This is a genomic window from Pedobacter frigiditerrae (genome assembly GCF_004331645.1).
Lineage (GTDB): Bacteria > Bacteroidota > Bacteroidia > Sphingobacteriales > Sphingobacteriaceae > Pedobacter > Pedobacter frigiditerrae.
Map to the genome: position 1 here is coordinate 620,598 of NZ_SJSK01000003.1, position 14,175 is coordinate 634,772.

Annotated in this window: 15 protein-coding genes; 7 read left to right on the forward strand and 8 right to left on the reverse strand. The window is 31.7% G+C overall.

What is annotated here, in order from left to right; translation table 11 throughout:
- Positions 1-49: 49 nt before the first annotated feature.
- Complete coding sequence (locus tag EZ428_RS14265) at positions 50-1,135, reverse strand: MBL fold metallo-hydrolase (RefSeq protein WP_165501781.1); 1,086 nt, start codon at positions 1,133-1,135, stop codon at positions 50-52.
- 129 nt (positions 1,136-1,264) lie between these two features.
- Complete coding sequence (locus tag EZ428_RS14270) at positions 1,265-1,732, reverse strand: YMGG-like glycine zipper-containing protein (RefSeq protein WP_131553842.1); 468 nt, start codon at positions 1,730-1,732, stop codon at positions 1,265-1,267.
- 365 nt (positions 1,733-2,097) lie between these two features.
- Between EZ428_RS14270 and EZ428_RS14275 the strand changes: the two genes are divergently transcribed.
- On the forward strand, positions 2,098-2,283 hold the full coding sequence (locus EZ428_RS14275) for a hypothetical protein (protein ID WP_055133765.1): 186 nt from the start codon (positions 2,098-2,100) through the stop codon (positions 2,281-2,283).
- Positions 2,284-2,414: 131 nt separating this feature from the next.
- Positions 2,415-3,806: an MBL fold metallo-hydrolase gene (locus EZ428_RS14280; protein ID WP_131553843.1), complete on the forward strand. Its 1,392-nt coding sequence runs from the start codon at positions 2,415-2,417 to the stop codon at positions 3,804-3,806.
- Here EZ428_RS14280 and EZ428_RS14285 read toward each other — a convergent pair.
- The 6 genes from EZ428_RS14285 to EZ428_RS14310 form a co-directional block, all read right to left on the reverse strand.
- Positions 3,803-4,141, reverse strand: coding sequence for a hypothetical protein (locus EZ428_RS14285; RefSeq protein WP_131553844.1), 339 nt, complete (start codon positions 4,139-4,141; stop codon positions 3,803-3,805). The genes EZ428_RS14280 and EZ428_RS14285 overlap by 4 nt on opposite strands.
- 107 nt (positions 4,142-4,248) lie before the next feature.
- Positions 4,249-4,785, reverse strand: a complete 537-nt coding sequence (locus tag EZ428_RS14290) for a DUF4199 domain-containing protein (RefSeq protein ID WP_131553845.1) — start codon at positions 4,783-4,785, stop codon at positions 4,249-4,251.
- Between the two features lie 110 nt (positions 4,786-4,895).
- A complete protein-coding gene (locus EZ428_RS24290) occupies positions 4,896-5,369 on the reverse strand; it encodes a response regulator transcription factor (RefSeq protein WP_131553846.1) in 474 nt (157 codons plus the stop codon).
- Between the two features lie 12 nt (positions 5,370-5,381).
- Positions 5,382-5,765, reverse strand: coding sequence for a DUF3037 domain-containing protein (locus tag EZ428_RS14300; RefSeq protein WP_131553847.1), 384 nt, complete (start codon positions 5,763-5,765; stop codon positions 5,382-5,384).
- Positions 5,743-6,546: a HipA family kinase gene (locus EZ428_RS14305; RefSeq protein WP_131553848.1), complete on the reverse strand. Its 804-nt coding sequence runs from the start codon at positions 6,544-6,546 to the stop codon at positions 5,743-5,745. Before EZ428_RS14305 ends, EZ428_RS14300 begins: the two co-directional genes overlap by 23 nt.
- Positions 6,547-6,637: 91 nt before the next feature.
- The gene (locus EZ428_RS14310; protein ID WP_165501782.1) at positions 6,638-7,327 is read right to left on the reverse strand and encodes a DUF4397 domain-containing protein; all 690 of its coding nucleotides are present in this window, start codon (positions 7,325-7,327) and stop codon (positions 6,638-6,640) included.
- A gap of 400 nt (positions 7,328-7,727) precedes the next feature.
- Here EZ428_RS14310 and traF point away from each other — a divergent pair, with 400 nt between their 5' ends.
- From traF to EZ428_RS14335, 5 genes are read left to right on the forward strand one after another with little or no spacing between them, the layout of a single operon-like run.
- Positions 7,728-8,534: a conjugal transfer protein TraF gene (traF, locus tag EZ428_RS14315; protein WP_131553850.1), complete on the forward strand. Its 807-nt coding sequence runs from the start codon at positions 7,728-7,730 to the stop codon at positions 8,532-8,534.
- Between the two features lie 7 nt (positions 8,535-8,541).
- A complete protein-coding gene (locus EZ428_RS14320) occupies positions 8,542-10,560 on the forward strand; it encodes a helix-hairpin-helix domain-containing protein (protein WP_225871066.1) in 2,019 nt (672 codons plus the stop codon).
- Between the two features lie 3 nt (positions 10,561-10,563).
- Positions 10,564-12,651, forward strand: a complete 2,088-nt coding sequence (locus EZ428_RS14325; protein ID WP_131553852.1) for a ComEC/Rec2 family competence protein — start codon at positions 10,564-10,566, stop codon at positions 12,649-12,651.
- Between the two features lie 4 nt (positions 12,652-12,655).
- The gene (locus EZ428_RS14330) at positions 12,656-13,435 is read left to right on the forward strand and encodes an enoyl-CoA hydratase/isomerase family protein (RefSeq protein WP_131553853.1); all 780 of its coding nucleotides are present in this window, start codon (positions 12,656-12,658) and stop codon (positions 13,433-13,435) included.
- 20 nt (positions 13,436-13,455) lie between these two features.
- The gene (locus EZ428_RS14335; RefSeq protein WP_131553854.1) at positions 13,456-14,133 is read left to right on the forward strand and encodes a hypothetical protein; all 678 of its coding nucleotides are present in this window, start codon (positions 13,456-13,458) and stop codon (positions 14,131-14,133) included.
- Positions 14,134-14,175: the final 42 nt, after the last annotated feature.

Genomic DNA, 14,175 nt, shown 5'->3' on the forward strand with positions numbered 1-14,175 from the left:
GTTTGCTTAGTAGAACACTAAATTAACATCAATTGTTCATTTAAACAATTTATAAATTTATCCACCATTTATTTTTGGGAAGATTATTTTCAAGGTTAAAGGTTTCGCCGAGCTGTGGTGTTAAAACATCAACATTTAAATCAAATGAACTTTTAACAACTCCATTTACAGATTCATCCCAATTATGAAGTGCTAATCTATATTTACCCCAGTGCACTGGAAGTAAATATTTAGCATTTAAATCTTTACTTGCCAAAGCAACTTCATTAGGAAACATATGAATATTTGGCCACATTTTATTGTACTGACCACATTCTAAAATGGCTAAATCAAAAGGCCCATGACTTTCACCAATTTCTTTAAAGTGGGTATCATAACCCGAATCGCCGCCTAAATAAAGGTTATTGTATTTTGTTTTAAGGATAAAAGAAGACCAAAGTGTTTGGTTCCTTTTAAATAATCTCCCAGAAAAATGTCTAGCTGGAATAGCTTTAAAAGAAATATTTGCCAATGGTGATATTTCATCTTGCCAAGCTAACTCTGTTATTCTTTCAGATTCTATTCCCCAATGTTCTAAATGGGCGCCAACTCCAAGAGATGTGATAAACCTTGCTCTTGAATTTTTCAATTTCAAAATGGCATTATAATCTAAATGGTCATAATGGTCATGGGTAATTAAAATTATATTTAAAGGAGGAAAGTCTTCAATGTTTATAAAATCGGTACCCGCAAATCTTTTTGTTCCAAGAAATTGAAAAGGAGATGTTCTCTCGCTAAAAATAGGGTCTACTAAAATATTTATCCCATCTACTTGAATTAAATAAGATGAGTGGCCAAACCAAGTTAGTTTCAATTGTTCTGAATTACTAAAATCTGGTTTTTGATGAGGAATTATATTTTTTGGAGTGCCATCCTTATTGCCTGCCATTACTTTAGAAAGCATATCCCAATAAGAAACACCTTCTGGTTTAACAGGTGTAAAACTTTGGTTTTTAATTTCTCCATCTTGATAATTAGGAAGTTCCTTAATCTTTTCTAATCTATTTCCGGCAGGTAATTTACCAAATACAGGCAAGTTAATTACAAAAAAAGTGAAAAGAGCCAGTAGTATAACGATGGATAAGAAGATGTACATTTTTATGGATTAAACTATTCTACAATTATATGTACAATTTTGCTGACGTAATAGCGCCAATTCTTAATTTAAAGTAAATAAAAAAGCCTTCAACCATTTAAGGTTGAAGGCTCGTATATAAAGTGTATTTTAATTTTTCGGTTGTACTCTTCCGCTTTTTACATCTCTAGACCTACCGATTACATAACCAGCTCCAGCACCTGCTAACCCACCAATTATTGCACCTCTACCATCTTTTTTATCAATTAACACACCACTTAAAGCACCAACTCCAGCTCCTATTGCAGTACCTTTTGCAGCACTACTCCATCCTTTTTTCTGTGCTGCAGTAGTTGTACCTGCCGAAGATGTTGTTGTACTACCGCTAGATGAATAGCTCGATGAAGCACTACGTCTTGCAGCAGCTAATTCTGCTTGGTGTTTTTGCTCTTTTAACAATTCTTGTTTAGCAACTTCTGCCCTTTTAAAACTATCTAATTTTAAACTATCTCTAACTGCAGCCATTGCTTGTTCTTTTGCTAGTGCTTCTTCTTTAGCACTATTGCCACATGATGCTAATCCTATAGCCAATGCAACTATTGCGAATATCTTTTTCATTTCTGTTAATTAATTTAGTTAGTAATTAATATTTATAGTGTAAAAATGATGCCAAGATTGACAATGTGGATAACAAAATTTCAAATCATTTAAACAAACATTAAACACTATTTACATAACAACTATAATAGAAATTAGTTTTACGCTTTTAAAATCGTATATTTGCTTAACGGAATATCAATATACTTTTCTCTTTACAAACCTACTGCAACAAGCCAATTGTTTCAGCATTGCTATCTTTAGCAGGCCTACCGTAACCTCGCCAGATAAAATATACGTCTTGACTAGTTCAATTTTAACAACGTTAAAAAGTCAACAAAAAGGTAAACCAGAGAATAGTCAGTTTTTACTTAATACAATATTATATGGCAAAGTCGCAGGCTACCTTTATGAAAAAACAACTAGAAAAAAATAGACAAAAAAAGAAGGAAGAAAAATTAGAGCGTAAGCAAGAACGTCAACAAAACTCTACAGGTGGAGATTTGGAAAGCATGATGGCTTATGTTAACGAATTCGGAGAAATAGTTTCTACTCCACCAGAAAAGAAATAATCTAATGCAACTCCCGCCCTATTCGCGGGAGTTTTGATTTTAATCAAAATATTATTTAATTCTTACAATTTGATATATGATTTAGGATTGAAAAATTATATCTTGCCAAATAGCTAAGGAAGTATTTATACATGAGATTAACCATTTGGGGTGCAGCACAACAGGTAACTGGAAGTATGCATTTATTGCAGACAGAAAATTATTCAATACTTATAGATTGTGGCCTTGATTACGAAAAAGGTACTTATCAAGAAGAGAATCAACATTTCCCTTTCAATCCGGCAGAGATTGATCTAGTTATCTTAACCCATGCGCATATAGACCATTCTGGCAATTTACCTACGCTAGTGCGTATGGGATTTGAAGGTCAGATACTTTGCACACCTCCCACTGCAGATTTAGCAGAATTACTCTTGTTAGACTCTGTAAATATCTTCCTAAGCAAACAAAATAAAAGAAACAAAGGCCGAAGGGGTCACCATCATTCAGGTCCGCCTCCATTATACCTGCAAAAACATGTAATGGAAACTGTTGACAGATTTATCACCATTGGTTTTAACAAACCTTTTAAGATAAATGGAAGTATAGAATTAACGTTTATACCTGTTGGTCATTTATTAGGTGCGGCGGCTGTTATTTTAAGTATAACAGAAAACGAAATAACAAAGAAAATTGGATTTACTGGAGATATAGGCAGAAAAAACTACCCAGTTTTAGTTGATCCAGAAATATTACCCCAAGTGGATTACCTAGTTTGCGAATCTACTTATGGAGGAAGGCTTCACTCATCAAATACTACCTTAGAAGAAACCTTAATAAACACCATTCAAGATACTTGTATTAAAAGTCCTGGTAGGCTTTTAATTCCTGCTTTTAGCATTGGAAGAACGCAATCTTTGGTGTTTACATTAAATCAAATATTTAGCAAGGGCCTCTTACCCCCTGTTCAAATTTTTGTAGATAGTCCCTTAGCAAATCATGCTACAGAAGTCTACAGAAAGCACCATTCTTTAGTAAACAATGAGGCTAAAGAATTTTACCAAACCAAAGGCGATGAATTTGAATTTGACAATTTAATCTATGTTCATGATAGAAAAGAAAGTGAATCTGTAATGAATTACTTGGAGCCTTGTATCATCATTTCATCAGCAGGCATGCTTGAAGGAGGCAGAATTCAAGACCATTTATATCATAATATACAGAACTATTATTGCACTATTTTATTTATCGGTTTTTGCGCTAAAGGCACCCTTGGAGACCGGCTTTTACGTGGCGACCCTATTATTCGTTTAAGAAATAGAGATTTGATGGTTTATGCAGCGATCAAGAAAACTGACCTATTAAGTGGACATGGAGACCATCAAGATTTAGTAAATACAGTCAAAAATCAAGATCTAGCACAGCTGAAAAGAGTGTTCTTAGTTCATGGCGAAACAAAAAGTATGGACTTATTAGCAACAGCACTAATTGAAGAAGGTTATCAAGTAACTATTCCAGAAAAAGGTGAAATAATTGAACTCTAAACAACTAAAAACACATTAAATTTTGCATTTCTAATAGGTTGCCCTTTAATTGATAAAGTTTCACCTTTATAATCTCTCAATGGCTTAATTACAAAAGGTTCTTCAGATTTATCAAATTCATCAAAAGCAATTTTAAGCCTGTCAATATAAGTATCAGCGTTAACTTTCCATTTTTTATCCTTATACCAAAAATAAGCAAAAACGTTTCTAGTGCCACCTTGCATTTTACCATCGAGTCTGATATAACCAATGTTAGCTTTTTTTAAAGGCTCAACAGCCTTTTTATAAAATGTTTTGAAATCTTTAAATTCTGGAATTGTATTCGTTTCGCTCATTTATTTGAATTTTGTGCAATTTACATCATTTAAAACGTATCTGAAAGTTTTGACTAAACCTAAGCCTTCAGATGCGTTTTAAGTAATCAAGTTTAAATATGACCCATTTAAGCAAAATCCACATTATTGTTTTGTTTTCTTTTAAGAATGAGCGCACTAACTAATGTGATAACGATTCCAACAGGAAAAATTTCCATATAAGTGAGTAGAAACACCATAATAGGACTATTATAAAGTTCTTTCATACTATTAATTCCAGCTATTTGTTCATTCATTTCTGCAGTAGTTAACTCTTTATTTAGTCTTATTTTTTCGATGTTTTGACTAGTCATTACCTCCATAAAATCAGGCATAAAATTATAATAAGCTATTAACCATGTAATAACATACATTGTAGATGCAATAAATGAGATTGATAATCCAATTTGTAAAGCTTTTCCAAAGGTGATATTTCCATCATTAAACTTATCTCTGTAATTTTTTATCCCAACAAAAACAAAAATAAAGGCCAATATCATTACGGTAAACCCTAATACCATATTGCCTTCAAAGTCTTGCTTGTTGTAACAAATTGCGGTTATTGATATTAATCCACTAACGATAAGACCTGATATCAAGCCAAAAATTAAAATGTTCTTTTTCATCTTTTGATAATTTAGTTATGAACACAAAGTAACTTTAAGCCAATTTAATTCCATTCATACTTTAGTATGATTTAAAGAAAATTAACCTAGATTAATACTAAAGTATGAAATCAATAAGAGATTATGGATAGGTTTTTAGCTAGCTCTATAGCCTGGGTTCTGCGCTTCACATTCATTTTTTCAAAAATCCTACTAATGTGCGTTTTGATAGTATTTAACGAGATAAATAATTTATCAGCAATTTCTTGATTACTTAAACCATTTGCCATCAATTGTAGCACTTCTATTTCTCTGTCGCTTAACCCTAAATTATCTGCAGCTGCTCGATTGAATTTAAATTCATCAACTCTGTTTATAAAAACTTCTTTTTCTATTATTTTAGTTTGAATTGTAGGTTTAGCCAATTTAAGTGCTAGCCATATTCCTAAAACAGTAAAAATTAATGCAATTGCACCAGCATAAATTTCAAAAGAATTTTGAAAGACTATATAGCGTATTTCAAGCCATTTAAGTAACGCCAATAAAAAAGCAAAGCTAATACCGTATGAGATGATTTGCTTATAATTCTTAATCTGCAAAGACATAATTATAACTATTTATAAAACTAACTGTCGAAATAGTTTTTGTAAAGTTTCGGTTGCATCTATACAAAAACCTGGATGTACTTTAGATGCTTGTACAACTGTGCTTCTAGTTGCTGTTAACCACCTAAAACGCGAAGGCATATCAAGTTGACCGATTGGTCCGCCTTCCAATTCGCCACAACAAATTTTTTCTATTGATCTCAGATTAGATAAAATGATTTCAGATTCAATTTCACATGAAAAAGCTTTTAATCTACTTTCATTTACTTCAAAAGCACATTTTAAAAATTTTTGACCAGCACAATATAAAATCACCCCTACATTGAGAAATTCTTCGCGCTCTACCCTCGGCACAACGCGAATTACAGCATACTCAAATAATTGCTTCTTTTGCATTTTGTGCTTCTTTTACAAAGACTGCTGAATTGGCAATCCTAGTGTTTAAAAATAAGGCATAAGCCTCTCTTTGTGCCTGACTGCTTTTAAATATATCTTCATTTAACCATTCATCTGTTATCAGATTTAAAATATCTTGAATCAAGCCTGGGGTGAGTATAGTTTTAAAGCTTTCGTTAACCTCGTTTAACAAATCAGCTTGTGGTAATAAAACATGGTCTTTAACTAACATAAACGGTCGCTTGGCTTGTTCTTCCCAATTTTGCCATGAATGATGAAAATACAAAGATGCACCATGATCAATTAACCATAATTCTTTATGCCAAAACAACATATTTGTGTTGCGTGGCGTGCGGTCCATATTAGTTAATAGACAATCTAACCATATGATTTGAGAGGCTAATAATGGTTCTATCTTAGTAACAGTTGGGTCGTAAGTTATTGCTCCAGAAAGATAATGTAAGGCTAAATTTAAACCTACACTCGCCTTTAACAAGTCTTGAATTTCCTCGTCAGGTTCAGTTCTACCAAAAGCTTCATCTAAGTTAGCAAAAACTAATTCTGGAACTTTTAAACCTAAAACACGAGCTATCTCTCCTCCTATTATTTCAGAAATTAATGCTTTATGACCTTGCCCTGCTCCACGAAACTTTAATACATACAAAAACCCATCATCTGCTTCTGCAATTGCGGGCATAGAACCACCTTCCCGTAAAGGTGTTACATATCTGGTAACATTAACTGTTCTAAGTTGTTTGAGATTATGAATAGTGTTTGCCATTTGTTAGACTCAAAAATAGCAAAATTTAGCATTTTTGGACATAAAAAAAGCATCCTAATATTTAGGATGCTTTATAGCCTTAAATAAAGATTTAATTCTGTTGTATAATGTGGAATTTTGCAGTAGTATTAATAGCTGCATCGAACCAAATTGTATAAATTTTACCAGAAACAAAGCTTGTACCTGATATGGGAACAGTTATTCCAGAATTTAAAACAGTAAATTCAAGATTTGTACCAGCATCTAGGGTTGCATAAGTAGTTGCTTTTTCGAAACCTAAACCAGTAATTACTGCAGCACCACCAGCAACATTGATATTTAATGTGTTGTTTAGTGCTGAGCCTAAGTTAACAAACCTAATTTTTACCTTACCACTAGCTGGGGCAACATTATCATCAGAAAAACCAAAAATTTGACCACTACCACCTGCATTTGTATAATAAAAAGCAGTATAGTTGATATTAGTCTCCAAACCTACATTTAAAGAAGCAGTTGTAGTTGCAGTACCGGTATTTTTGAAAGAAATGATTGAGTTACCTGCCTTTAATTTAATTAATGAACTAGTTTCTGCATAAGCAATTGCTGTTGTTGTTAACTTTGTATCAGCTTGATAAAAGTCTTGAGAATTTGAACCTGACACTGTGTTCGTTAATCTAATATTAGCATCACCATAAACCACTGGCTCAAAATCATCATCATTGTTTTTACAAGATGAGATTAATACAGCAACCATGCAAATCATTGCGAGTATAGTTGCCGGTTTTTTATAAAATGTTTTCATGTTTTTTAGGTTTAGTGAATAAACAAAAATATCATCAAATATTAAGCCAGTTGCATATTTAACAACCATCTTGTTTAAGCAAAACTAGCAGTTTATCTTTTCATTCCAAAATATATAAATTAACAGACTTTAATAAATTCCATTATGTAGTTAGTTATCTGATTTTTTAAAATTCAAATTCAACTGCGAAAAAATATCAAAATATTTACATGGCAATTTACAACGAAAAAATTAAGACCAACTTAATTAAATTTACTTCTGATTAAGTTAATTAAACACCACAATAAAATATTAACAATAAAGAATATAAGATTGAATATATCAATATATAGAAATATTATTCTTAATAATTTGATTTTTATTTTATAATATTTTGTCATAGATTGGTTTACCTAAACCTATGAACAAACTATTTAGTCTATTTTTACTGCTTATTCTAAGCAGTAATTTTTGCTTCGCTCAAAACAATTTGGGTCCCAAACTTACTGCTATGGGAATGAATAGTGCTGCGGTAAAAGATTTATGGAGCTTAGAAGGAAATCCATCTGGAATTACAGGTATAAAATCATCAACACTTGCAATTAATTATTCAAAATTCTTATTTGATAATGAGTTAAGCAAACAAGCAATCGCTTTTGCTACCCCCTTTAAGAACAATTACATAGGTGTGAGTTTTCAACGATACGGAATAACAGAGTATAATGAGATTAAAGGCGGTATAGCTTTAGCAAAGAGTTTTGGAGATAAATTATCAATCGCATTAAAAGGAAACTACCATCAAATAAAAATCAGCAATTACGGTGCTACAACGGGGTTTTCTATAGATGTTGGGGCAATGTATGATTATAATAAAATTTTAACTTTTGGAGTGAGCATAAACAATCCGTCAATACAAAAATTTAATACTAAAACTGTTGAGGTTGCTATTCCGACAGTAATACAAGTAGGAGGAACTTATAAAGCTTCAACCAAAGTATTGATTGCCACTTCTATCTGTAAAGACCTAGATAAGCCAATAGATGTTGGATTAGGATTGGAATATAAACTAATCGAATTAGTTAACCTTAGAGTAGGATTAACCGCAAAGCCCTTTAAACAATATGTCGGATTCGGATTAAATTATAAAAAGTTGGCAATAGACATAGCGGTTGAAAGCGACACTTATCTAGGTTACATACCTCAAATGGCATTAGCTTATGCGTTTTAAAATGTTAATGATATTGATTTTTACTGGATTTGCAGTAAAAGCACAAGTTCGAGAGGATAATCTAATTAAAGATTTGATTGAAAGTTTAGCTGAAAATCTACCAGAAGATTATGATTTATCTGAATTGGAAGATAGATTGGTTTTCTTTAAAAAGCACCCGATAAACCTTAATAATACAAGGCCAGAAGAACTGAAAAGCTTGGTGTTTTTATCGCCATTGCAAATCAGTAATCTGTTTTCTCATATTAAAGAAAACGACAAATTAATTGATTTATTAGAATTACAAAGTATTGCAGATTTTGATTTAATAACTATTCAGCGGTTAATGCCCTTTATAACACTAAGACAATCAGATTTGGTAGACAAGATAAATTATAAAAACATATCTACGCTTGGGGATAATGATTTAGTTCTTCGTTTTGGAAGAGTTATAGAAAAACTAAAAGGCTTTACAGATTTGCCTGGAAGTAGATATTTAGGTACTCAAGAGCGATTTTTACTTCGATATAAATACAATTACTCTAATCGAATTTCAGCTTCATTGATATTTGAAAAAGATGCTGGCGAGAAATTTATGCGAGGAGATAAACAGTTGCTTTTCGATTATCAATCTGCTCATATAGGTATTTATAACTCAGGGCGATTTAAAAAAATTATTGTAGGGGATTATACTTTACAATTTGGACAAGGTCTAACCCTTTGGTCTGGGTTTTCTTTTGGTAAAGCGCCAGATGTGGCAAGTGTTGCCAAAAAAGATGTTGGTTTAAAAGCCTATACATCTACAAACGAATTTTCCTTTTTAAGGGGTTTAGCTACAACAGTAAATATTAAAAAGCATATTGATTTTACTCCATTTGTTTCCTTTAGAAATTTAGATGGGAGTTTGAGCTTGGATAATAGCAATGAAGAAGTGTTAGCAACAGTTAACGAAACTGGTTTGCACAGAACTGCTAATGAAATCAATAATAAAAACAGTATTTACCAACAAATTTTTGGTGGCGTAATTCAATATCAAAAAGATAATTTAAGCATTGGTGCAATTGCTTATCATTCTATATACAGCAACGAGTTTATTACTGGTACACAATCTTATAGATATTATAACTTCACTGGCAAGAAACTTAGCAACTTAGGCTTGCATTATAATTACACCTTTAAAAATATTTATTTTTTTGGGGAAGCCGGTAAGAGCTTAAATGGCGGATTGGCCTATATAAACGGCGCATTAGTAAGCCTTTCCTCAAAAATATCAGCTGTGCTCTTACACAGAAATTATCAAAAAGATTACCATAACTTTTTTAATCAGGCAACTGCCGAAGCAAGTGAAGCTTTTAATGAAAAGGGATTTTATGTAGGGTTAAACATTACTCCTGTAAAAACTTGGAATATTTCATTCTATGCAGATTATTTTAAATTCCCTTGGTTAAAATTTAGGATTGATGCTCCTTCTGACGGCTATGAAATTTTAGGGCAAGTTACCTATACGCCAACGAAAACCTTTAAGGCTTTTGTAAGATACAAATCTGAATTAAAACAACAAAATACGGATTTAGAAGTCCCAATAAATTATTTAGATAACGTAAAAAAGGAATCTTATAGAGCTGACGTGAGTTGGCAGCTGAACAAATCTTGGAGTCTCCAAAATCGATTGGAAGTTTCTCAATTTAAGAAAGGACTTGTAAAAGCAGAATATGGTTACATTATTTACCAAGATATAGATTATTCACCAACCTTATCCAAAATCTCTGGGAATCTTAGAGTTGCTTATTTTAACACACCATCATATAACAGTAGAATTTACGCTTATGAAGATGATGTACTCTATAATTTTAGTTTTGGTATGTACAGTGGAAGGGGTTTTAGGAACTATGTCAATCTTAAATACAAAATCATAAGACATTTAGATGTTTGGGCACGATGCGCAATGTTTCTATATAAAGATGTTGAAACTGTTGGTTCGGGATTAGACGAAATAAAGGGTAATAAAAAGACTGATTTGAAACTTCAAATCCGTTATCAATTCTAAGCCGTGACGTTTAAATCTGAAATTGTTTTTGTTAGAGTTTTATTTCCATTTATAGCAGGAATTGTTTGTACTTATTTATTTGGTAATGGAAATTTTATCGTTCCTTCCATAATAGCTAATACTCTACTTCTATCCTACCTCTTGAGTATTAATCTATTTTATAAAAAGATAAAAGCATATAATTTTAAAGGCATTAATGGTGTATTATTTAATGTGTTTTGTTTCGCACTTGGTGGGTTGATTTGCTTATTGAATACACAATCTTCTAAAAAAAAATATTACGCCGATCAATCTTATAACTATTTAAAAGTTTGGGTTAACGCAGAACCTCAGCTCACCAATAACATTTTACATTTTGAGGTTGAGGTTGCCGGCGCGTACCAAAATAATAAACCAACATCTGCAACAGGAAAATTATTAATTGCATTAAAAATTGATAGCCTCTATCCTATTCAATTAAATTATGGAGATGAGTTAATCATTACATGTAAATATCTTCCTGTAGAACCATCCTATAATCCAGGAGAGTTTGATTTTAAAGCTTGGTTAGCATCTAAAAATATCTATCAGCAAACATTTATTAATCAAGACCATATAGTTAAACTTAATACCATTAAGGGAAATCCGATTATAAGACACGCCATTGCAGAACGTAAAAAACAAGTTGCAATTTACAGGCAGTTTATTAAAAATGATGAAGCTTTCGCTGTTGCTTCTACCTTAGTTTTGGGTTATAGAGCAGATTTAAGTAAAGAAACTTTAGCTGCCTACAGTAAAACAGGAACAATTCATGCTTTATCAGTTTCTGGTTCGCATATAGCTATTATATTTTTTCTCTTAAACTCAATGTTATCGTTTTTAGACAGAAAAAAGTTTTTAATGCTTTTTAAGCTTTTTTTTATCTGTTCATTAATTTGGTATTATTCTTTGTTAACTGGCTTTTCATCATCCATATTACGTTCTGCCATAATGATTACGATTTTCATTCTAGCAAAGGCATTTAATAAGAACAGTAATAATTACAACATTCTTGCCTTTACTGCATTTGCATTATTAGTTTATAATCCATTTTTTATATGGGATGTTGGTTTTCAACTGTCCTTTATTTCAGTTTTTGGGCTGATATATCTTCAACCTAAAATCTACAAATGGATTCATGTACAAAATAAATGGTTAGATAAATTATGGTCGGCAATTGCACTGAGTTTAGCTGCACAACTCGTAACATTTCCATTAAGTGTATATTATTTTCATCAGTTCCCAATGTATTTCATCTTAGGAAATCTATTTATCTTATTGCCATTAATTGCGATGATGTATTTAGGTATAGCAATTTTAGTTTTAAGAGTTTACTTTTTAGCTCCAATTTTTGAATGGATAATTACATTTACAAACAATAGTTTAAAATGGATAGCTGATTTACCATTTTCTAGAATTACCTCTATTTGGCTAAATGAATGGCAATTGCTCTTACTAAGTTTAGCTTTATCATTACTTATTTATGCATTTTCAAACTATCATAAAAAGCTACTAATTACTTCAATTTGCTTGCTTTTAGTTTTTCAATCTTATTCTACCTACAATAAAATGTTAGCAACCAAACAAAGCAAAATCTTATTTTTTAGTCTGAGAAAAAATTATGCTGTTGCGTTTATTGATACTCAAAAAGCTATTTTATTAACGGATTTAATTCTAGAAGATAAAAACTATCAATTTTTTGTAGAGCCAGCATTAGCTAAAATGCAGGTTGAGGATATATTGTTTGTTAAATGGGAACAAGACACGATTGTTAATTCATTTATTAAATTCGAGAAACAGGTTAAATTTCATCAATACAGCATATTAATGTTAGATAGCAGCTTTAATTATAAAAAGATTGCTGGGTTACCAAAATTTGATGCAGTATGGCTTCATCAAAATCCAAAGAAAAACATCTCAAAGCTAAGAACCGAAGTCATCTTTTCAACTTTGTTAATTGATGCGAGCAATAAAGACTACAAAATTAAAGCTTATGAAGATGAAGCAAATAAATTTCAGTTACAACATTATACTTTAAAGAAAAATAAGGCATATTTGATTAATCTAAAGTAAATATATGAGTGAAGAGCTTGTTCTATATACAGTAAAAGACAGAATTGCTAGCATCACACTTAATCGTGTAGAAAAACGCAACGCATTAAATCCTGATTTAGTAACTCAGTTAACAACTAATTTAATAAAAGCATCAGAAGATGAAGCCGTTAAGGTTGTCATTTTAAAAGCAAACGGAAGTGTTTTTAGTGCTGGAGCAGACTTAGCTTATTTACAGCAATTACAGCAAAATACCTATGAAGAAAATTTAGCTGATTCGAACAATCTAAAAAAACTTTTTACAACCATTTGTTACCTACCTAAAGTTGTAATTGCACAAGTAGAAGGTCACGCAATTGCTGGAGGGTGCGGATTGGCAACTGTTTGTGACATCATATTTTCTGTTCACGAAGCCAATTTTGGCTATACAGAAGTTAAGTTGGGATTTGTACCTGCTATTGTATCTTGTTTTTTAATGCGAAAAACCAGTGAAACCATTGCAAAACGATTGTTATTGACTGGCGAATTATTCACAGCAGAAGAAGCATTGCAATATAATCTAATAACTTTTGTAACAAAAAAAGAAGATATTGCTCAAAAGGTTAATGATTTTGCACTAGATTTGTGTAACAACGCCTCCGCAAATGCGTTAATGGTAACAAAGCAGTTAATCAACCAAACTACTTATCCATTATTAGAAAAAAGTTTGGAGATGGCTATTCAAATCAATGCAAGAGTTAGAGAAAGTGATGATTTTAAAAAAGGAATATCTTCCTTTCTCAACAAAGAAAAAACTAAATGGTAAACAAATTTAAAACTAACACGATGTTTAAATCTATGAAAACTGGCGTTTTAGCCGCAATTTTAATTAGCACAGCAATTTATGCTCATGCACAAAAGAAAATTACCGAGGGCACTATATCTTATGCTGTAGAATATGCGCCAACTCCTGAACAAGAGCCTGCTGTAAAAATGTTGCCAAAAGAATTAAAAGTAAAATTTAATGGAAGCATAACAAAAATAGAAATGGAGCAAGGTCCCGCTACAATAGTCATTTTATCTGATGTAATTTCATATGCTGGCTTAGTTTTAATTGATGTTCCAGTTGCTCAAATGCAATTTGCAGTTAAACGTACCAAGGCAGACTATGATAAAGAAAAAGCTACAGCACCAAAATTTAGTGATTTTAAAGCCACTGGTGAGAAAAAAATGATTGGTTCGTACAATGCGGAAAAATATACTTATAAAGATGACAAAGGTGGTACTTATGAATTATGGACTACAACTGACATAGAATTACCAACTGGCTTTAATGGCGAAGATTTTAAAGACATTAAAGGTTCTTTAGTTAAATTCACTCACTTTCAACAAGGTATGAAACAAACTTTAACTGTAAAAGAAATTAAAGAAGAAAAAAATGGCCCATATAAATTACATGTGCCTAGCGGTTACGAAGTAAAAACCATGGAAGAAATTATGGCTATGCAAGGTGGTGGTGAATAGTCGCTAATAATTACCTCATATCAAATCAGGCTTTTATTTTGG